At 64.2% G+C, this 17,896-nt stretch carries 18 protein-coding genes; 4 read left to right on the top strand and 14 right to left on the bottom strand.

Going from position 1 to position 17,896, the window contains the following annotated elements:
- Positions 1-47: 47 nt before the first annotated feature.
- From EN874_RS25580 to EN874_RS25570, 3 genes are all read right to left on the bottom strand, one after another.
- Positions 48-1,079: an Hsp33 family molecular chaperone gene (locus EN874_RS25580; protein WP_127427706.1), complete on the bottom strand. Its 1,032-nt coding sequence runs from the start codon at positions 1,077-1,079 to the stop codon at positions 48-50.
- A 108-nt stretch (positions 1,080-1,187) separates the two neighbouring features.
- On the bottom strand, positions 1,188-2,099 hold the full coding sequence (gene argF, locus EN874_RS25575; RefSeq protein WP_127427705.1) for an ornithine carbamoyltransferase: 912 nt from the start codon (positions 2,097-2,099) through the stop codon (positions 1,188-1,190).
- Between the two features lie 15 nt (positions 2,100-2,114).
- Positions 2,115-3,314, bottom strand: a complete 1,200-nt coding sequence (locus EN874_RS25570; protein WP_127427704.1) for an aspartate aminotransferase family protein — start codon at positions 3,312-3,314, stop codon at positions 2,115-2,117.
- A 356-nt stretch (positions 3,315-3,670) separates the two neighbouring features.
- Between EN874_RS25570 and EN874_RS25565 the strand changes: the two genes are divergently transcribed.
- Positions 3,671-4,189: a GcrA family cell cycle regulator gene (locus EN874_RS25565; protein WP_127427703.1), complete on the top strand. Its 519-nt coding sequence runs from the start codon at positions 3,671-3,673 to the stop codon at positions 4,187-4,189.
- Positions 4,190-4,335: 146 nt separating this feature from the next.
- Here EN874_RS25565 and EN874_RS25560 read toward each other — a convergent pair whose 3' ends face one another.
- The 3 genes from EN874_RS25560 to EN874_RS25550 all read right to left on the bottom strand — a co-directional run bounded on the left by EN874_RS25560 (position 4,336) and on the right by EN874_RS25550 (position 7,511).
- Positions 4,336-5,346: a magnesium and cobalt transport protein CorA gene (locus tag EN874_RS25560; protein WP_127427702.1), complete on the bottom strand. Its 1,011-nt coding sequence runs from the start codon at positions 5,344-5,346 to the stop codon at positions 4,336-4,338.
- A 118-nt stretch (positions 5,347-5,464) separates the two neighbouring features.
- Positions 5,465-6,190 carry a phosphate signaling complex protein PhoU gene (phoU, locus tag EN874_RS25555; protein WP_126085953.1) on the bottom strand — a complete coding sequence of 242 codons (726 nt, stop codon included), beginning with the start codon at positions 6,188-6,190 and terminating at the stop codon, positions 5,465-5,467.
- Positions 6,191-6,299: 109 nt separating this feature from the next.
- Entirely contained in the window at positions 6,300-7,511 is a 1,212-nt protein-coding gene (locus EN874_RS25550; RefSeq protein WP_245513672.1) for an ATP-binding protein, read from the bottom strand.
- A 245-nt stretch (positions 7,512-7,756) separates the two neighbouring features.
- On the opposite strand from EN874_RS25550, the gene ppk2 reads away from it, so the two are divergent.
- Entirely contained in the window at positions 7,757-8,662 is a 906-nt protein-coding gene (gene ppk2 / locus EN874_RS25545; protein ID WP_127427700.1) for a polyphosphate kinase 2, read from the top strand.
- 85 nt (positions 8,663-8,747) lie between these two features.
- Here ppk2 and EN874_RS25540 read toward each other — a convergent pair whose 3' ends face one another.
- The 3 genes from EN874_RS25540 to EN874_RS25530 all read right to left on the bottom strand — a co-directional run bounded on the left by EN874_RS25540 (position 8,748) and on the right by EN874_RS25530 (position 11,151).
- On the bottom strand, positions 8,748-9,494 hold the full coding sequence (locus EN874_RS25540; protein WP_126085956.1) for an enoyl-CoA hydratase-related protein: 747 nt from the start codon (positions 9,492-9,494) through the stop codon (positions 8,748-8,750).
- Positions 9,495-9,505: 11 nt separating this feature from the next.
- On the bottom strand, positions 9,506-10,144 hold the full coding sequence (locus EN874_RS25535) for an acyl-homoserine-lactone synthase (protein WP_127427699.1): 639 nt from the start codon (positions 10,142-10,144) through the stop codon (positions 9,506-9,508).
- A 275-nt stretch (positions 10,145-10,419) separates the two neighbouring features.
- On the bottom strand, positions 10,420-11,151 hold the full coding sequence (locus EN874_RS25530) for a LuxR family transcriptional regulator (protein WP_126085958.1): 732 nt from the start codon (positions 11,149-11,151) through the stop codon (positions 10,420-10,422).
- Positions 11,152-11,418: 267 nt separating this feature from the next.
- On the opposite strand from EN874_RS25530, the gene EN874_RS25525 reads away from it, so the two are divergent.
- On the top strand, positions 11,419-12,249 hold the full coding sequence (locus EN874_RS25525; protein ID WP_127427698.1) for a transporter substrate-binding domain-containing protein: 831 nt from the start codon (positions 11,419-11,421) through the stop codon (positions 12,247-12,249).
- A gap of 13 nt (positions 12,250-12,262) precedes the next feature.
- On the opposite strand, the gene EN874_RS25520 is transcribed toward EN874_RS25525, so the two are convergent.
- Entirely contained in the window at positions 12,263-12,676 is a 414-nt protein-coding gene (locus tag EN874_RS25520; RefSeq protein WP_127427697.1) for a tellurite resistance TerB family protein, read from the bottom strand.
- Positions 12,677-12,833: 157 nt separating this feature from the next.
- Here EN874_RS25520 and EN874_RS25515 point away from each other — a divergent pair, with 157 nt between their 5' ends.
- A complete protein-coding gene (locus EN874_RS25515; RefSeq protein ID WP_127427696.1) occupies positions 12,834-14,483 on the top strand; it encodes a lysine--tRNA ligase in 1,650 nt (549 codons plus the stop codon).
- On the opposite strand, the gene EN874_RS25510 is transcribed toward EN874_RS25515, so the two are convergent.
- From EN874_RS25510 to EN874_RS25495, 4 genes are all read right to left on the bottom strand, one after another.
- Positions 14,446-15,315, bottom strand: a complete 870-nt coding sequence (locus EN874_RS25510) for a thermonuclease family protein (RefSeq protein WP_245513667.1) — start codon at positions 15,313-15,315, stop codon at positions 14,446-14,448. The two genes, EN874_RS25515 and EN874_RS25510, sit on opposite strands and share 38 nt — an antisense overlap.
- 10 nt (positions 15,316-15,325) lie before the next feature.
- Positions 15,326-15,967, bottom strand: a complete 642-nt coding sequence (locus EN874_RS25505; protein ID WP_127427695.1) for a helix-turn-helix transcriptional regulator — start codon at positions 15,965-15,967, stop codon at positions 15,326-15,328.
- A 169-nt stretch (positions 15,968-16,136) separates the two neighbouring features.
- Complete coding sequence (locus EN874_RS25500) at positions 16,137-17,057, bottom strand: sterol desaturase family protein (RefSeq protein ID WP_168247600.1); 921 nt, start codon at positions 17,055-17,057, stop codon at positions 16,137-16,139.
- A 291-nt stretch (positions 17,058-17,348) separates the two neighbouring features.
- On the bottom strand, positions 17,349-17,894 hold the full coding sequence (locus EN874_RS25495; RefSeq protein WP_127427693.1) for a thioesterase family protein: 546 nt from the start codon (positions 17,892-17,894) through the stop codon (positions 17,349-17,351).
- Positions 17,895-17,896: the final 2 nt, after the last annotated feature.

Genomic DNA, 17,896 nt, shown 5'->3' with positions numbered 1-17,896 from the left:
CCCTTCGGGCACCTTCTCCCCGTGGAACGGGGAGAAGGAAGGGCATTTCACTCGCCCGCGAACTCCGCCGGGTCGAAGTCGTACTGCGTCGAGCAGAATTCGCAGGCGACATGGATGCCGCCGTCCTCGGTCGAGTCCTTGATCTCCTCGGCCGAGAAGCCTTCGAGGAGGCCGCGGATCTTCTCGCGCGAACAGGAGCACTGGTCGTCCACCGGCACGCTGCGGAAAACGCGCACGCCATGCTCGTGGAACAGCCGGTAAAGCAGCCGCTCGGCGCCCACCGTCGGGTCGATCAGTTCCGTCGGCTCGATGGTGCCGAGCAGCGCCAGCAACTCCTGCCAGGAATTATCGGCCGGATGGTCGGTCACCTCGCGGTCGTCGCCGTCGCCGCCCGAAATGTCGGGAATACGCATACGCTCGGGCGCCTGCGGCAGAAACTGCGCCAGGATGCCGCCGGCGCGCCACTGCTCGCGCGCGCCGGCCGGGCCGGGCGTCACCAGCTTGGCGACCGACATCTTGATCTCGGTTGGAATCTGCTCCGACTGGCGGAAATAGGTGCGCGCGGCATCCTCCAGCGTGGTGCCATCGAGCTGGACGATGCCCTGATAGCGCTGCGTATGCGCGCCCTGGTCGATGGTCAAAGCCAGGACGCCGTTGCCGAGCAACGCCTGCTGCGAGGTTTCGCCGGCGGCGATCAGCGCCTGCAGCCGGTCGGCGTCGAAGCGCGCATAGGCGCGCAGCGCATGCGGCGTGGTGAAATCGGCCACCAGCATATCGACCGGACCGTCGGTGCGGGTCTGCAGGATGAACTTGCCCTCGAACTTCAGCGACGTGCCGAGCAGCACGGTGAGCACGCAGGCTTCCGCCAGCAGCCGTGCGACCGGTTCGGGATAATCGTGGCGGCTGAGAATAGCGTCGAGCATTGGCCCGAGCTGCACGGTGCGGCCGCGCACGTCGAGCGGCGCCACTTCGTAAGGCACGACATGATCGTCGCCGGCGAAGCCGAATTCACCGAGTTTGGGTTGATGTTCAGCCAATGGACGGGTTTCCAGCATGACAAAGCTCCAGGGCGCGTCCATGCCGCTTTCCGGGCGGCATGCGTCGAAGCGCGTTCGATTTACGTGATGGCCCGCAAATAGGCATCGCGTAATCCTGGATCAAGACAACCTGGTTCAAGCCGGGCCCGATCAAGCGCCCAGGCACCAGGCCAGCACCGCCTTCTGGGCGTGCAGCCGGTTCTCGGCCTCGTCGAACACCACCGAATGCGGCCCGTCGATGACCTCGTCGGTGACCTCCTCGCCGCGATGCGCCGGCAGGCAGTGCATGAACAGCGCATCGGACTTCGCCCTGGCCATCAGCGCGGCATTGACCTGGTAGGGCAGGAAGACGTTGTGGCCGCGGGCGCGATGTTCCTGGCCCATCGACACCCAGCTGTCGGTCACGACGCAATCCGCCTGGTCGACGGCCTCCTCGGCCGTGCGGGCAAACCTGACCTTGCCGCCATTGGCCTTCGACCAGTCGACATATTTCTCGAAAGGCTCGCTGCCTTCGGGCACCGCGACATTGAGATTGAAGCGGAACCGCGCCGAAGCTTCCAGGAGCGAATGCAGCACATTGTTGCCGTCGCCGGTCCAGGCGAAGGTCTTGCCGGCCACCGGGCCGCGGTGCTCCTCGTAGGTCATGATATCCGCCATCAACTGGCAGGGATGGGTATCGTCGGTCAGCCCGTTGATCACCGGCACGGTGGCATTCTGGGTCAACTCCAGCAGCCGGTCATGCGAAGTGGTGCGGATCATGATGGCATCGACATAGCGCGACAGCACCTTCGCCGTGTCGGCGATGGTTTCGGAACGGCCGAGCTGCATCTCGGTGCCCGTCAGCATGATGGTCTCGCCGCCGAGCTGGCGCATGCCGACGTCGAAGGAAACGCGCGTGCGCGTCGACGGCTTGTCGAAGATCATCGCCAGGACCTTGCCTTCGAGCGGCTTCGAACGCTCGCCGGCCTTGAGCCTGGTCTTTCGCGCCACCGCATCGTCCAGCATGATGCGCAGGTCGCCCGCGGAAACGGCGGACAGGTCGGTGAAGTGGCGAACGCTCATCGGCAAATTCCAGAATTACTTCGCGGCTTCGGCCGCAATCGCATCGGTCAGGCCCTTGGCGCCGGCGCGGATGCGCTTCAGGGCCTCGCCGATCTCCTCGTCGGTAACGGTGAGCGGCGGCAAGAGGCGGATGACGTTGTCGCCGGCCGGCACGGCAAGCAGGTGCTGGTCGCGCAGCGCCATGTTCACCTTGGTGTTGGGCATGGCGCATTTCAGGCCAAGCATCAGGCCGGTGCCCCGTATGCCGTCGATGATCTCGGGATATTCGTCGACGACCGCGACCAGGCCCTGCTTGAGCAGCAGCGCCTTGCGCTGCACGTCCTCGAGGAAACCCTCGGCCAGCACCACGTCGAGCACGGCATTGCCGACGGCCATCGCCAGCGGATTGCCGCCGAAAGTGGTGCCGTGCACGCCGGCCGTCATGCCGGTCGCGGCCTCGTCGGTGGCCAGGCAGGCGCCCATCGGGAAGCCGCCGCCTATGCCCTTGGCGATCGCCATCAGGTCGGGCGCGACGCCCGCCCACTCATGCGCGAACAGCTTGCCGGTGCGGCCGATGCCGCACTGGACCTCGTCGAAGATCAGAAGCAGGCCGTGCTGGTCGCAGAGCTGCCGCAGGCGCTTCAACGACTGCGTCGGCACCGGGCGAATGCCGCCCTCGCCCTGCACTGGCTCGATCAGTATGGCCGCGGTTTCCGGCGTGATCGCCTTCTCGGCGGCGTCGATGTCGTCGAACGCGACCTGGTCGAAGCCCTCGACCTTCGGACCGAAACCCTCGAGATATTTGTACTGGCCGCCGGCGGCGATCGTCGCCAGCGTGCGGCCATGGAAGGCGCCTTCGAAGGTGATGATGCGGAAACGCTCCGGATGGCCCTTGACGAACTGGTAGCGCCGCGCCGTCTTGATCGCGCATTCCAGCGCCTCGGCGCCCGAATTGGTGAAGAACACCTTGTCGGCGAAGGTCGCTTCGACCAGCCGCTCGCCCAGCCGGCGCTGCTCGGGGATCTCGTAGAGATTGGAGACGTGCCAGAGCTTGGCGGCCTGCCCGGTGAGAGCGGCGACCAGATGCGGATGGCTGTGGCCAAGCGAATTCACGGCGATGCCGCCGGCGAAATCGAGATATCGCTCGCCCTTGTTGGTGACCAGCCAAGTCCCCTCCCCGCGGTCGAAGGCCAGGGGTGCGCGAGCAAAGGTCTCGTAAAGCGCCGAACCGCTCATTATATGCGTCTCCGGAACCGGAAATCAAAAAAGCCGCCAATGCGGCGGCCTTTGCGGCTTATCATGTTTTTCGGCCATGAAGTCAACGAAAACGTCGCGCAGTAGCGCACGGCAAGGCTCCAGCGGCACGCCGGCTCATGAGCGGTCAGGCAAGTTGGGGAAAACCGAAAAAACCGAATCGTGTTGCCCTGGGGACTCTTGTCACCGAGTCAGCGCATAAGGTAATTGTAGTCGAGAAATAACTAGATTTCGTGCGGCGGATCTAATCACCCGGTACATGTGGTGTTGTTTGCCCGGCGGGAGCCGGGGCGGGAAAGGATTCTGGCTGCCGTACGCCTCAGCAGGAGCGCGGTCTCATGAACTGGACTGACGAGCGGGTCGAACTTCTCAGGAAATTGTGGTCGGAGGGCCTCAGCGCCAGCCAGATCGCCGCGCAGCTCGGCGGCGTGAGCCGCAACGCCGTCATCGGCAAGGTGCATCGCCTGAAACTGTCGGGCCGCGGCCGCGCGACCACGGCACCCGCGCGGCAGAAGAAGGCGACGCAAGGGGCCTCGATGCAGAAATCGGTCGCCCGCGCCGCAAGTGCTGCGCGTCATGTGACGGCTACCATCGGCGCGACCGCGCTGCAGGTGCAGTTCGACGCGGAGCCGGTGGCGCGCCATTATATCCGCCCGGTCGAGAACGTCGTGGTGCCGATTTCGCGCAACCTGCAGCTCGTCGAGCTGACCGAGCGCACCTGCAAGTGGCCGAACGGCGATCCGCTGTCGGAAGACTTCAGCTTCTGCGGCAACGACGCGGGCGAGACCGGGCCGTACTGCAAATATCACTCTCGTGTCGCGTTCCAGCCGGCGGCGGAGCGGCGCAGAAGCCGCTGAGCGAATAGCGAATAGCGAATAGCGAATAGCGAATAGCGAATAGCGAATAGCGAATAGCGAATAGCGAATAGAAGGGTGCTGGCATCCCGAGTGGGGCGCAAGCTTCTCTTGTCCCTATTGGCTACTCCCTATTCGCTATTCACTTTTCACAACCAACCATTCTTCCGGAACCGCCAGTACAAGAACGAGCAGATCAGCGCGATCGCAACCAGCACGGTCGGGTAGCCATACTCCATATGCAGTTCCGGCATGTCGTTGAAATTCATGCCGTAAATGCCGGCGAAGGCTGTCGGCACCGCCAGGATGGCGGCCCAGGAGGCGAGTTTTTTCGAGATCGCCGTTTCCTGGCTCTGTCCGACCAGAAGGCTGGCCTCGAAGGCGAAGGCCAGGACCTCGCGCAGGCTGTCGATCTTTTCCTGCACGGTGCGGATGTGGTCGGTCACGTCGCGGAACAGCGGATGCATGGCGGCATGGATCTGCGGCAGCTCGGCGCTGGTCAGGCGGCGGCAGACCTCGACCAAAGGCAGCGCCGCGTTGCGCAGCCTGAGCAGATCACGGCGCAGCATATAGAGCCGTTCGATGTCGGCGCCGGTCATCGGCTTCAGCAGCACCTTGTCCTCGATCTGCTCGACCTCGTCCTCGATCTGCTCGAGCACGGGCATGTAGTTGTCGACGATGAAGTCGAGAATGGCATAGAGGACGAAATCCTCGCCCTTGGCGAGCGAGGACGGGCAGCTTTCCCAGTGTTGGCGCACCGCGGCGTAGGAAGTCGAGGGGCCATGCCTGACGCTGACGATATAGCCGCTGCCGACGAAGAGATGCGTCTCGCCGAACGTGACGCGGCCATCGATCAGTTGCGCCGTGCGGGCGACGATGAACAAGGCATCGCCATATTGTTCGATCTTCGGCCGCTGATGCGGATGCTCGGCGTCCTCGATCGCCAGGTCATGCAGGTGAAATTGCGACTGCACCCTGAGCAGCAGGTTGCGGTCCGGCTCGAGCAGCCCGATCCAGACGACATGGCCGGGCTTTGTCGCCCACACACCTGCCTCTTCGATCGCAATGTCGGCCACGCGCTTGCCGGCGGAATAGACGCTGGACGCAATGATGCCGGATGTCGGCTGCGGGGCCGGGGTCAGGTTTCGAACTTGTTCCATCGCAAACCTCCCGAGACAGCGACTGACAAAATCGCTGCACCTGGAGGAGCTTAGCCTAAATTAGAAAGCCGTTCGAGGGGGCCCCCGTTCACTTAGCCGATATCGGGCCGATATCGGGTCATTTGGCCGATACGGGGCCAGGAAACACCACCTGGTCGGTCTTGTCGCCCTTCGGCCGGTCGGCCGGCATCTGGTCGCCGGTGACGATGTAATAGATGGTTTCGGCGATGTTGGTGGCGTGGTCGCCGATCCGCTCGATGTTCTTGGCGCAGAAGAGAAGATGGGTGCAGGGCGTGATGTTGCGCGGATCTTCCATCATATAGGTCAGGAGCTCGCGAAACAGCGAGGTATACATGGCGTCGATCTGGTCGTCGCGGTCGCGCACGAAGCCGATCTTCTCGACCGAGCGCGAGGCGTAGACGTCGAGCACTTCCTTGAGCTGCGTCAGCGCCAGATTGGCCAGCGCCTCGAGGCCGCGGAACAGGCTGCTCGGCTGGCGGCCGTCGATGACCGCCGCGACGCGCTTGGCGACGTTCTTGCCGAGATCGCCGACGCGCTCGATATCGGCCGAGATGCGGATGGCGCCGACGATCTCGCGCAGATCCGTCGCCATCGGCTGGCGCCTGGCGATGATGACGATCGCCTTGTCGTCGATCTCGCGCTGGCCCTCGTCGAGGACAAGATCGTCCTGGATGACCTTCTGCGCCAGGCCCGGATCGGCGTTCACGAGGGCCGCCACCGCCTGCTCGACCATGCGCTCGGCGTGCCCGCCCATGGCGGCGATGCGCTTCGACAGGAATTTCAGTTCTTCGTCATAGGCACTCATAGTATGGACGGACTGCATGGTTATGCCTTCCCGGTTTTTGCCGGCTGGTGCGTTCCCTCAATCTGTCGCTGATACGCGAACCGGATGACAGAAAGAAGAAATTGCCGGTTGGCAACCAATACAGGAGTCAGCTAGTCGGCAAATGAACCGTGAACGCCGCGCCCTTGCCGACTTCCGACTTGATCGACAGCCTTGCATTATGACGAGTCAATATATGCTTGACGATGGAAAGGCCAAGGCCGGTGCCTTTCTGGGTCCGGCTGTTTTCGACATCGACGCGGTAGAAGCGCTCCGTGATGCGGGGAATGTGCTCCTCGGCTATGCCGGGGCCATAGTCTCTTATGGTGACGTCGATGCCCGCTTCCTGGCCGTCTTCGCTGCCTGCGATGGACACGGTGACGCGCCCGCCTGACTGGCCGTATTTGCAGGCATTCTCCAGGAGATTCTCGAAAACCTGGAAGAGCTCGTCGCGGTCGCCGGGCACGGAAAGCGGGCCATCGATGAAATCCCGTTCGATGACGACGCCGTTCTCGCTGGCCAGCGGCCCGAGGGAATCGATGACGCTGTCGATGGTCTGGTGAAGATCGACCTCGGTTCCCGGCCGCAGATAGGGCTTCATCTCCAGCCGCGACAGCGACAACAGATCGTCGATCAGGCGCGCCATGCGGCCCGTCTGGTTCTGCATGATCTGCAGAAACTGGTCGCGTGCCGCCGGATCGCCGCGCGCCGGGCCGCGCAAGGTCTCGATGAAGCCGGCGATGGAGGCGAGCGGGGTGCGCAACTCGTGGCTGGCATTGGCGATGAAGTCGGCGCGCATGCGGTCGATGCGGCGTGCCTCGCTCTGATCCTTGAATACCAGCACATAGAGACCGGTGGCATGGCCGACCGATGACGCGCTCACCCGGTATGTGCGCTCGACCGGCAGCTTTTCCGTATACTCGACGACATCGGACGCCACGGCCCCCGAGACGATGCCGTCGAGCAAGGCCTGCATTTCCGGAGCGCGGAACTTGAGCGACAGCGACATGCCGGGCGCCAGTCCGCCGAAGGCGGCAAAAGCGGCCGCGTTGGCATGGACGATGGCTGCCGTCCGGTCGAAGATGATCAGCGGATCGGCAACGGCGGCGGCCAGATACTCGCCAGACAGCCGCTGCAGGCCGCCGGCCTCGATCGCCGCCGCATCGTCGGCGGACTGTCGCTCGACGTCGGCGGGCAGCATCGCGGCGGCGGCCAGCAACGCCAGGGCCAGCAGCGGCACATAGATCGACAGGCCGCCGAAAGCGTAGACAGCGAGGACCGCGACGACAGCCGCGGCCAGCAACCAAGGGCTGCGCCGCAGCCCGGCTACGGTCGCTTGCGTTGCGCCTTCCTGGTCCTCGCCCTTATCGACCACGCGCTGCCCCGTATCTCCGCGGTGAAATTCACCCGACCGGACCGGCGCATGACACCCCACAAAAATCAGAATCGATTTTCCGGAATGTTCATGCGCAAAATCAACATGCTACGACGCCCTCGCGTCCAGACGGACGCGACGCCTTACAGGCTCCCATAGCACGAGTCCGCAAGCTGGAAAGGTTCGCCTCGATGAAAAATGCCAAGGAAAAAGCCGAAGCGGCGCCTGCCGCGGGACCGATCAAGATCAGGATCGGCGGCAAGGAACGCGAGTTCGACATCGACAACCCGGTGCTTCCGGACTGGATCGAGGACAACAAGCTGGCCGCCGGCGGATATCCTTACGACAAGAAGATGAAGAGCGAGGACTACGACAGGGAGCTCGAGGAACTGCAGATCGAGCTGGTCAAGGCGCAGGCCTGGCTGCAGGCGACCGGCAAGCGGGTGATGGCGCTCTTCGAAGGACGCGACGCGGCCGGCAAGGGCGGCACGATCTTCGTGCTGCGGCAATATATGAACCCGCGCACAGCGCGCAACGTGGCGCTGACCAAGCCGACGCCGACGGAAACCGGGCAATGGTATTATCAGCGCTATGTCGACCATTTCCCGACCTCTGGCGAGCTCGTCACCTTCGACCGCTCCTGGTACAACCGCGCCGGCGTCGAGCCGGTCATGGGTTTCTGCACGCCGGAGCAGCATGAGAAATTCCTCGACGAGACGCCGCATTTCGAGCGCATGATCTGCAACGAGGGAATCCATTTCTTCAAATTCTGGTTGAACATCGGCCGCGAGACGCAGCTCGAACGGTTCCACGACCGGCGCTGGTCGCCGCTGAAGAACTGGAAGTTCTCGCCGATCGACATCGCCGGCATCAACAAGTGGGACGACTACACCAAGGCGCGCGACGTGATGGTCGAGCGCACTCACAAGGAATTCGCGCCCTGGATCATCGTGCGCGCCAACGACAAGCGCCGCGCGCGGCTTGCCGTCATGCAGCGGATCCTGTTGTCGCTGCCTTACGACGGGCGCGATCTCGACGCCATCGGCAAACATGACAAGAAGATCATCGGCGAAGGGCCGTCGTTCCTGGAGAAGTGACTTTCCCCGACGCCCCGCCGATCGGGCGCCCGACATTACAGCGCCGCGCACTGTCGGTGCGCGGCGCTGAGGTTTTATGCAGGAATCAGGCGGCCAGGCGGGCGATCCGCTGCAGCCGCTTCAGCGTGGCGTCGTCTTGAAGCGCCTGCTGGAACAGCGATATCTCATGGTCGATGCGGTCGCACAGAACGTCCGTATCGCCCTTGAGCAGGCCGCGCGTCTGAAGCAGCGCGGCAACCGGCTTCTTGGCGAGCTGCCTCGCCCGCGCCAAAGCCATTTCCTCGGCGCTGCCTTCCACGATCTCGCCGACCAGGCCGAGCGCCTTGGCGTCGTCGACGCCCAGCGTGTCGCCGAGGCAGAAGAAGCGGAAGGCGCCGGCATAGCCGAGCTTCTGCGGCGCCAGGATGCTGGTCGCGGCGTCCGGCACGAGACCGAAATCGACGAACGGCACCCTGAAGGTGCTCCCCCTGGAAGCGATCACCATGTCGCAGTGGAACAGAATGGTGCAGCCGACGCCGACGGCATCCCCGTCCACGCAGGCAAGGACCGGCTTGGGGAAGGTCGCAAGCATGCGGAACATGTCGGTGACGGCGGCGATCAGCTGCTGGTGCTTGGTGGCGTCGAGGAACTCCGAGAAGTCGCCGCCGAGGCAGAAGCAGCCGGCGAGGCCGCGCAGCACGATCACGCGGACGTCGTCATTGACGGCGGCCTCGTGGAAGGTCCTGGCGAGGCTCGCATAGGCGTGCCTGTCCAGCACAGGCCTGCCGTCGTGCGAGGAGACCGTGACGACCAGCGTGTGGCCGCGCAGTTCCGGTTCGGGATGGAAGCTCATGACCGCCTCCATCACGAAGCCTGCCTGAGGCCGAGCTGGCCGGGATAGCCCCGGTTGAGCACCGGCAGGAAATGGTTGCGGCGCTGACGCACCACATCGAGCGTATGCTCGGTGAAGGTGAGCAGCGTCGCCACGACCTGCTGGTTGCCATAGGTGCGCTGGTAACCGAGCGGCTTGGCCAGGAAGTGCAGCTGCAACGCCCGCAGCACCCACATCGGTTCGAACTCGATGATGACCTGGTTGACGTTGCGCTTGAGGCCCCATTCGACGAAACCGGCGATGAGCTCGGTGCCGACCGTCGAAACGCCGCGCTTGCCGTCACGAAAGCCCGGCGCCACCGCATAGCGGGTCAGCTCCCAGACATTTGGCCCTGAGGGGGAATTCCCCTCGCATAGATCCGACAGCACGTCGGTCAGAAGGTGTGGCCGGGTCGTCGGCAACATGCGCTGGTAGCCGGCAAGCTCGCCGTTGCGGATCACCAGGTGGTGTTCGGCCTCGTCATGGTCGAACTGGTCGATCTCGAGGCCGTCCGGGCGGTCGAGATCGGCCCACCCCATCTCCTCGACGAAGATCCGGTGACGCAGGCGGTGGACGGCCTCCCAAAGGTCTGGACGTTCCATCAATTCCTGGGTTGTGAGGGAAAAAAGCATTAGCCGTCTCCTGGGCTTAAGAGGAAGATACGGCCGGGCCCTCCCGAAAATATTACGCGATCGCGTAGGCAAGAATTCTAGGCCAGCACGGCCGACCTCGCTAATATAGCCACGCCTAATCGCCTCTGCGACTGCCTGCACACGGTGGCGAGGCTCAGTTTGCTTTTGGCGTTAAGAAAGCATTAGCCGTCTCGCACCCTCAAGACGAAGATACGGCCGGATTTCCCGGAAATGCGGCGATCCACGGGCAGAATTTCCAGGCCGGAACGCCCGACCTAGCTGATATAACCGCGCCTGATCGCCTCGGCGACCGCCTGCACACGGTTGGCGGCGCCCAGCTTGCTCTTGGCGTTGAGCAGATGTTTCTCGGAAGTGTGCTCCGAGATGCCGAGTATCTGCGAAATCTCCCACTCGGACTTGCCAACAGCCGCCCATTGCAGGCATTCGCGCTCGCGCGGCGTCAATTCAATGTGATCGATGACCTTGCCAGCCATCGTGTGAAGCTGCATGGCGCGGCCGACGGCGTAGGTGGACGCCAGCGAGACCATCCCGAACTCGGCCTCCGAGAGCTCCACGGCCTCGCCGCCCAGCGAGACCATGACGATCTGGCCGTCGAGCGTGACCAGCGGGAAGGCGAGCCCATCGCGCAGCTTGAACTCGCGGGCATCGCCCATGACCTCGTCGCTGCTTTTGTCGATGACAATGGCCTGCGAGGCCTCGCGCCACTGGAACGGGGCCTGCAACTGCTTCATGTGGCTGACGACCGGGTCATGGTCGACATAGTTGCGCGCCACGTAGCGCTCCAGCCATTCGACCGGCCAGTCGCAGAGCAGGACATGGTCCTTCTGCTGGCCTCGCGGCGTGCCGGGTTGCGGGACGGTCCCGGCCATCAGCGCCGTCAGCCCGAAATTCGAGGTGACGCCGAGCAACCGCTCGCACACCGCCGCCGCCGTATTGGCATGCTGCAGTTGGTCTATGTATTCCAGAGTTCTATCGAACATGCTCATCGCAACATCTACCCCATGTTGCTTCTGCTTCGTTTGCCAATGGTAGATGCCCGAACCACCCTTCGCCATCAACCCCGGATTGCAAGCTGCTTCGTGACGCCGGTTATCTCCCCCGAGCCCTGCGCGCGCTGCCACTTGCAAACATGCTAAACCATACGCCTAATTCGTCCGTTTGAAATCAAAAACAATTGTGCCCGCTTCATTTTCATACGAAAAGCCAAGAACATGACTGGGCGGAACCTTATCGTGACTTTCCGGTGGATATTCATGGCCCTGATGCCGGCGCTGATCGAGGCGCTGCCATTTGCAGGCGCGACTCAGGCCGCGGAGCCGCAGGTTCCGGTGCTGTGGGATGCCAAGGAGCGGCTGCCGAAGCCCGATCTTTCCGCGCTGCCGAGGCTGAGATTCCTCACCACCACCGATTTTCCGCCCTTCAACTTCCTCGACGGCTCGGGCCGGCTGTCGGGTTTCCATATCGACCTGGCGCGGGCGATCTGCGCCGAACTCGGCATCGTCGAGAAATGCCAGATCCAGGCGCTGCCATGGAACGAGCTCGACGACGCGCTGCAGAAAGGCGAAGGCGAGGCGATCATCGCCGGCATCGCGACGACGCCGGAAAGCCGCGAGAAATACGCCTTCTCGCGTTCCTATCTGCAGTTCCCGGCGCGCTTCATCATGCTGAAGGCCAAGTCCTTCACCGAGCCGATCCTCGACAAGCTGCGCAGCAAAAGGGTGGGCGTCATCGCCGGCTCGGCGCATGAGAAGATGCTGCGCGACTATTTCAGCACGGTGCAGGTCGTGCCATTCGACAAGACGGAAGACCTCTACGCCGATCTCAAGGCCGGCAAGATCGATGCCGCCTTCGGCGACGGCATGCGCTTTGCCTTCTGGCTCGGCGGTTCGAATGCGGCCGGCTGCTGCCGCTTTGCCGGCGGCCCGTACCTGGCGCCGGAATATCTGGGCTCGGGCATGGCGATCGCGACCAGGGCGGGCGATCGGGCGCTGGCGGCGGCCTTCGACTATGCGCTGCAGGAGATCTCGATCAAGGGAACCTTTGCCGAGTTCTACCTGCGCTACTTCCCGGTGAGTTTTTTCTGAGGGCTGTCGAGAATCACGTCAGCGTGCGCAGGCGCGCCTTGGCCGCACGCGCGATCGCGGCAACGGTCAACGTATCCAGATCGAGCTTGAGGCGGATGAGTTGCAGTACCCGCACCTCCTCCATGCGCATTTCGAGATCGACGGCCGCAACCTCGAAGGCTGCCGCGTAGGCCGTGTCGCGCAACCGCTCCGGCAGCGCCGCCGCGACATGCGCGAGGACGCCTTCCAGTCCGTCCCTGTCATGCAGCGCCTTCTGGCATTCCTGCGACACCGCCACCAGCCTGTCCTGGTTGAAATCGACGAACACCGGCCAGGAGCGGACGACGTCGCCGATACGCGCCAGCTCGACATCGGTCATGTCGCGGTCGGAAGCCGAGGTGATGACCATCAGGTAGATCAGGGCTTCATGCGGCGTCAGCGAAGGCATTCAAAACTCCTTGATGCATCGAGCTCCAACGTAGGAGCGCCATTGTCGCGCCGCAAGGAAAACCGCCGCAAATCGTTGACGCTCCGGCCAGTCGCGCCTAGAGACCGGTTGAAAAATCTTATCGCGGCGAAAGCCGGCACATGACTGGAACTTTGACATGACGGGATCAAACATTATCGATCTCAATCCCGAGATGCTTGCGGCGGCCGCCGAAAGCAAGGCATGGCCGTTCGAGGAAGCCAAGAAGATCATTGCCCGCTATAAGAACAAGGATTTTCCCGAGACCGTCCTGTTCGAGACCGGCTACGGCCCGTCCGGCCTGCCGCATATCGGCACCTTCGGCGAGGTGGCGCGCACCACCATGGTGCGCCACGCGTTCCGGGTGCTGACCGGGGACAAGGTCAAGACCAAGCTGTTGTGTTTTTCCGACGACATGGACGGCATGCGCAAGATCCCCGACAACGTGCCGGATCGCGCGGCGCTCGAACCCTACCTGCACAAGCCGCTCACGGCGGTGCCCAATCCCTTCGGCGGCGACTATGCGAGCTTTGCCGACCACAACAACGCGATGCTGTGCCGCTTCCTTGACACGTTCGGCTTCGACTACGAGTTCGCCAGCGCGACCCAGTACTACAAGTCCGGCCGCTTCGACGAAGTGCTGCTGCGCGCCGCCGAGCGCTATGACGAGATCATGGCGGTGATGCTGCCGACGCTGGGCGAAGAGCGCCAGGCGACCTACAGTCCGTTCCTGCCGATCTCGCCGAAGAGCGGCCGCGTGCTCTACGTGCCGATGAAGCATGTCGACGCCAAGGCCGGCACCATCACCTTCGACGACGAAGGCACCGAGACCACGCTGCCCGTCACCGGCGGCAAGGTGAAGCTGCAGTGGAAGCCGGATTTCGGCATGCGCTGGGCAGCGCTCGGCGTCGATTTCGAGATGTTCGGCAAGGACCACCAGACCAACGCGGCGATCTACGACCGCATCTGCAACATCCTCGGTGGCCGCGCGCCGGAGCATTTCGTCTACGAACTGTTCCTCGACGAGAACGGCCAGAAGATCTCGAAGTCGAAGGGCAACGGCCTCACCATCGACGAGTGGCTGACCTATGCGCCGACCGAGAGCCTCGGCCTCTACATGTACCAGCGGCCGCGGCAGGCCAAGAAGCTCTATTTCGACGTCATCCCGAAGGCGGTCGACGAATACTATGCTTTCCTCTCCGCCTATCCCCGGCAGGACTGGAAGGAGCGGCTCGGCAACCCGGTCTGGCACATGCATGACGGCAATCCGCCGGCCATCGACCTGCCGGTGCCGTTCGCGTTGCTGCTCAATCTGGTGAGCGCTTCCAACGCGCATGATAAGGCGGTGCTGTGGGGCTTCATCTCGCGTCATGCGCCCGGCGTGACGCCGCAGACGCATCCCGAGCTCGACCGTCTGACCGGCTACGCGATCCGCTATTTCGACGATTTCGTGAAGCCCACCAAGGTCTATCGCGCCGCCGACGAGGTGGAGCGCGAGGCGCTGGCGAAGCTCTCGCAAGCGCTCGGTGCCCTGCCGCAAGGCGCCGACGGCGAGGCGATCCAGAACGCGGCGCTCAACGTCGCGCGGCGGATCGAGCGCTATCAGGACCATTCCAAGCAGAGTCCGGAAGGCGGCCCCGGCGTGTCGGTCGCCTTCTTCCAGATGATTTACCAGGTGCTGATCGGACAGGAGCGCGGACCGCGTTTCGGCTCCTTCGCGGCGCTTTACGGCATCGCCGAGACGCGCGCGCTCATTGGGCGGGCGCTGGCTGGTCAGTTGGCGGCGTAACGGCGCTGTCTTCCGAAGGCAGGATCGAAGCCGGCGCGGCGGGCGCAGGGCCGGCAGCGGACGGCAATGCGGGCAAGCCGCCAAGGTTCGGCGCCGCGCCGAAGATGCCCTTCCGGGCCGCACGCGCCTTGTCGCTCGCCTCGACATAGGGGCCGCCTTGCGCGGCGCGCGCCCAGCCATTCTCGACCAGCCACTCGCCGACATCCTTGTTGCCGACCCAGCACTCGGTGGAATTGATGCCCCGCTCACCTTGCGGAGGCAGCGCGCAGGCAACCGTCCGGCCGCGCAGGAAGGCTCGAAATGCGGTCCGGGCCCGGGCGCCGCAGGCCCAGGATTTGCCTTCATCGCTGCAGGTCTCGTCGTCCTTCACCACCTCGATACCCGAAACGGTGACAGAATAGCCTTTCGCCTCAATGACGCCGGCGGCGGAAGCGACGGGTTGGAACAGCTTGGTGCCGTCCCGGCCGTCCGGCATCTTCGATTTGCGCGGCTTGGGCGGGCCGGCCAGTGCCAGATCGCTGAGCGGCGCGCGCGGCTCGACCCGCTCCAACTGCTCCTCGGAAAGCTCGGGCGGCGCCACGATCTCCGGATCGATCGCCCGCGAATGGGCCACCGGTTTCGGCGGCTCGGGAGCAGCCGGCTGCGGGATGGCGGAGGTCGCAGGCTCCTCGGGCGCCGCATCGGTGCCTTGCCTGGGAAGCGCATCGGCCGGATCGATCCGATCGACCGCGACGACGCTTTCGCTGCCCTTCAGCGAACGGCCTCCGGCGACGACCAGCGCCGCCATCGCCGGAACCGCGAGAAGCGCAAGGCCAAGATGGAGAATCCGCACCAGGCCGGACCTACTGGCTTGCCCAGACGATCCGCGCCACCCATTCGACCTCGCGCATCGGGATGTCGCGGTCCGGGTGAGCGGGATTGAGCGAGACCAGCACGATCGACTTCGCGGTCTGGCGATCGAGCACCTTGGCCATAACCTCGCCGGCAACAGTCTTGACGACGACGCGGTCGCCCTTGCGCGTCGGCGCGCCGGGCTCGACGATCAGCACGTCGCCGTTGCGGTAGAGCGGCAGCATGGAATCGCCCTGGATTTTCAGCGCATAGGAGGTTTCCGCCGCCCGCGTCGGAAGCTCGACCAGATCCCAGCCCTGCCCCGAGGGATAGCCGGCATCGTCGAAGAAGCCGCCGGCGCCGGCCTGGGCAAAGCCAAGCAGCGGAACGGCCATGCGCGGCTGCGCCGCCGCGGTGCCGCCGTGGCCTTCGACCAGCACGGTGAATTCCTGCAGCGAGGCGCCGGTGGCCTCCATGATCTTGGCCAGCGATTCGGTCGAGGGCCAGCGCGGCCGGCCGTCGGAGGACAGGCGCTTGGACTTGTTGAAGGCGGTCGAATCGAGGCCCGCGCGCCTGGCGAGACCGGAAGCAGACAGCGAATAGCGCTCGGCAAGAGCGTCGATTGCGGCCCAGACGCGATCGTGTGAGAGCAAGTCCGCTCTCCTTCGAAACAGGAAAAAATGCCTCAGCGTTGTCTAGCGCGCGACCGTCCGATTGTCCATCGGCGCGAACAGCGGATTGAAGAGAAAGTCGACGAGAGCCTCGATACCCGCCCTACGCAAGCGCAGGCCGCCTGCGAGCCGGCCAATGGCGCTTTCCGTGTCAGTCGGCGTTGGTGTCGAGCGTGCCGACCTCGGCCAGGCTGGTGTCGCGCGCCAACCCGCCGATCGAGCCGCGCAGCACTTTCAGCCGCTGGCCCGCCATCCGCGCCCATTCCAGCAGCGGCCACAACGTCAGCCGCACAACGTCGTTGGACGGTATCCCGTCCGCTCCCATGGCGACAGCGCACGGCCCCGGCACACGATAGGTGCCGAATATCCAGTCGAAGAACGGGAACACGTTGGCGAGGTTTTTGCCGTATGCGGCCGGCTCGTTGGCATGGTGCCAGCGATGGAAGCGCGGCGAGGCGATGAGCATCCGCAGCGGGCCATGGCCCCAGTCGACGTCGACATGGACATAGACGTTGTGAAGCACGAGGATCACCGCGCCGATGCCCATGGCGTCGGCGGGCAATCCAAGCCAGGTCAGCAGGATCGTGTAGGAACCCCACATGACCAGCATCTCGAGCGCGTGGACGCGGTACATCGTCAACCCGTTGACCACTGGATCGGAATGGTGGATCGCGTGCACCGGCCAGAGCCATTTCATGTGCATGACGCGATGGTTCCAGTAGTTGGCGAAGTCATGCGCCAGTATGGCGAGGAGGCCGAGCATCCAGACCGGCAGACCAGCCCAGATCGTGCTCGGCACACTCGGGATGCCGAGCAGGCCGTAAAATGCCTTGATCTGTTCCGACAACAGCCAGACTGCGGGGACAAGCACGATGTTGATGTGGAAAATAGCCAGCGTCGCCGCGCCGCTTTCGACGGCGCGGCGCGACCAGGAGAGCCGCCAGCCGTTGCGGGCGATGTCGAGGGCCAGAAGCAGGAGCAGAAATGCAAAAACGCACTGCTTGCCGGGGTCATTCACCTGGCCGCGCCAGGCGTCGAAAACAGCATTGATGTAATGGACTATGTCGCCCACGCCCCTGTCTCCGCTCCGTGCCGGAGAGCGGGCGCGACCCGTTTGCGCGAGCCCGGTCCGGCAGTCAGAGCGGTTCAGCTTTTCACAAAATCGCTGATCCGCTCCAAGCATTTGTTTTTGCGCAATTCCGGACGGAAGACCGCTACGCGGTTTTCCTGGAATTGCCCTAGCCTTAGCCGGATTTGCTTAAGGTCGGCTGAAGAGGGGTTGCGCATTGAATCTTCTCTTCCCGCCGACGACCGCCGGAGCATTCCAGGAAAATCCGCAGCGGTTTTCAGCACGCGACGCGTTCTAGGGCGGGCCCTTGGCCAAGCGTCGCAGTGTCTGGTGAGACGCCATGAACATCCGCTCCGCCTCGGTGGGTGGGCGCGGCGCGGCGGAACGGCCAAGCGCGGCGGCGACCTCGTCGATCTCGAGAAAGCGGCGGCCACGACGGTCATAGACGCCGCCGGTGGTCTTGATCAGCGCCGCCGTTTCGCCATTGTCCAGGACGAAACGGTGCCTGCCGATGACCGATGTGCCTTCCCAGGTCTCGATCGACGACATAACCTCGAAGCGGCGCCACAGCCTGATCTCGCGTGCATAAGCCACCTGGAGTCCGCCGATCATCGGCGCCCAGCCGTTCCTGCGCGCCAAAGCGACGAGGCCGATGCGCAGAAAGACGTCGATGCGGCCGAGGTCGGCCAGCATCATGTAGCGCGCGTTGTTGAGATGGCCGTTGAAGTCGATGTCGGTCGGCAGGCAGCGGAAGGCCAGCCGGCTTTGCTCGCCGACCACGTAAGGGCCACGGCTTCGCGCCGTGGCCGTCATGCGCGCGAGGCGCCCCCAGACATACACGA

The sequence above is a fragment of the Mesorhizobium sp. M1D.F.Ca.ET.231.01.1.1 genome, from assembly GCF_003999155.2.
In the GTDB taxonomy this organism is placed as follows: domain Bacteria; phylum Pseudomonadota; class Alphaproteobacteria; order Rhizobiales; family Rhizobiaceae; genus Mesorhizobium.
Note: the sequence above shows the minus strand (reverse complement) of the source record. Positions and strands in the feature narration are given on the sequence as shown.

Coding starts and splice junctions, on each gene's coding strand:
- EN874_RS25580 (WP_127427706.1), bottom strand. CDS start 1,079: ATGGACGCGCCCTGGAGCTTTGTCATGCTGGAAACCCGTCCATTGGCT.
- argF (WP_127427705.1), bottom strand. CDS start 2,099: ATGAGCGTTCGCCACTTCACCGACCTGTCCGCCGTTTCCGCGGGCGAC.
- EN874_RS25570 (WP_127427704.1), bottom strand. CDS start 3,314: ATGAGCGGTTCGGCGCTTTACGAGACCTTTGCTCGCGCACCCCTGGCC.
- EN874_RS25565 (WP_127427703.1), top strand. CDS start 3,671: ATGAACTGGACTGACGAGCGGGTCGAACTTCTCAGGAAATTGTGGTCG.
- EN874_RS25560 (WP_127427702.1), bottom strand. CDS start 5,346: ATGGAACAAGTTCGAAACCTGACCCCGGCCCCGCAGCCGACATCCGGC.
- phoU (WP_126085953.1), bottom strand. CDS start 6,190: ATGCAGTCCGTCCATACTATGAGTGCCTATGACGAAGAACTGAAATTC.
- ppk2 (WP_127427700.1), top strand. CDS start 7,757: ATGAAAAATGCCAAGGAAAAAGCCGAAGCGGCGCCTGCCGCGGGACCG.
- EN874_RS25540 (WP_126085956.1), bottom strand. CDS start 9,494: ATGAGCTTCCATCCCGAACCGGAACTGCGCGGCCACACGCTGGTCGTC.
- EN874_RS25535 (WP_127427699.1), bottom strand. CDS start 10,144: ATGCTTTTTTCCCTCACAACCCAGGAATTGATGGAACGTCCAGACCTT.
- EN874_RS25530 (WP_126085958.1), bottom strand. CDS start 11,151: ATGAGCATGTTCGATAGAACTCTGGAATACATAGACCAACTGCAGCAT.
- EN874_RS25525 (WP_127427698.1), top strand. CDS start 11,419: ATGGCCCTGATGCCGGCGCTGATCGAGGCGCTGCCATTTGCAGGCGCG.
- EN874_RS25520 (WP_127427697.1), bottom strand. CDS start 12,676: ATGCCTTCGCTGACGCCGCATGAAGCCCTGATCTACCTGATGGTCATC.
- EN874_RS25515 (WP_127427696.1), top strand. CDS start 12,834: ATGACGGGATCAAACATTATCGATCTCAATCCCGAGATGCTTGCGGCG.